Origin of the sequence: Pseudoalteromonas sp. SR41-4 (assembly GCF_014163985.1) — a bacterium.
GTDB lineage: Bacteria > Pseudomonadota > Gammaproteobacteria > Enterobacterales > Alteromonadaceae > Pseudoalteromonas > Pseudoalteromonas rhizosphaerae.
The window spans coordinates 1-895 of record NZ_JACJEI010000084.1 but is presented as its reverse complement, the minus strand read 5'-3'; the positions used below and the strand labels follow the sequence as shown (position 1 = coordinate 895).

At 33.5% G+C, this 895-nt stretch carries 1 protein-coding gene; it reads left to right on the top strand.

The genetic code is table 11. The features are described 5' to 3' along the window. Positions 1-136: 136 nt before the first annotated feature. A complete protein-coding gene (locus tag H5180_RS23325) occupies positions 137-811 on the top strand; it encodes a DUF3369 domain-containing protein (RefSeq protein WP_259399617.1) in 675 nt (224 codons plus the stop codon). Positions 812-895: the final 84 nt, after the last annotated feature.

Sequence of the window (895 nt, the reverse complement as noted above, 5' to 3'; positions counted from 1 at the left end):
AATCAGCTAAAAGCAGAAACAAGCTTTAATAAAGGCATGCCCGCAAAACAGAAAAAAGCTATGCGCAGTACAGGTTACCTTGAAAAGGTATTGAAATCATAGGCTTTTTTCATGCTCTTGCCCTGGCTTTAATGGTATGAAAGGGCAAAAAGTAGATGGCAATTTACCGGCCGATATGTACGATGACTTCCAGCTAGCTATTCAAGAAAAACGTCATGTTTTTTCAAATCAGCATAGTATCTTCTTCTTCCCAGCAACCATTGCTGAAGGCACTCACTATATTACCCTGGTAAAATCAGATAACCCAATTAGTGAAGAAAATGAATATTTATTAAAAGTATTTAGTGAAAACGTAAGTAGCGGGTTTGCTAATATTTCATTATTAAATAGATTAACCGAGCTTGCCTATACTGATGTTTCATTAAATTTACAGAATAGAAACTGGTTAACTCGCGAAATTAAAAATATGAACGTATATGAGCAATCAAAAATGCGTTTGATTATTTTTGATATTTACCAGTTTGATGAAAAAGCTTTTACCTTTGGTTACGATTTTTGTAAAAAAATCATAAAACTCGTTCATAAAAGTATTGTAGATGTTTTTTCAATCTATGACCCCAGAATTGCGATTATTAGTAATCGTAGCTTTGGCATGCTCATCAATGTTGATTTTGATATTGCCGATGATATTACGCATTTTCATAATAAACAAAAGTACGAAATTGAAAATGTTAAGCAATTTATTGACGTAAGAGTATTGGAGTTAAAGTCAGGGCAAGATCACGAACTTTACCTTGACTTAAAAGTATGATCTTATACTCCTTTTTAAGGAGCCCCCATGCCTGATATTCAACTATTTAAATATTTCGAATCAATTGACGACCCTCGCCAGCAG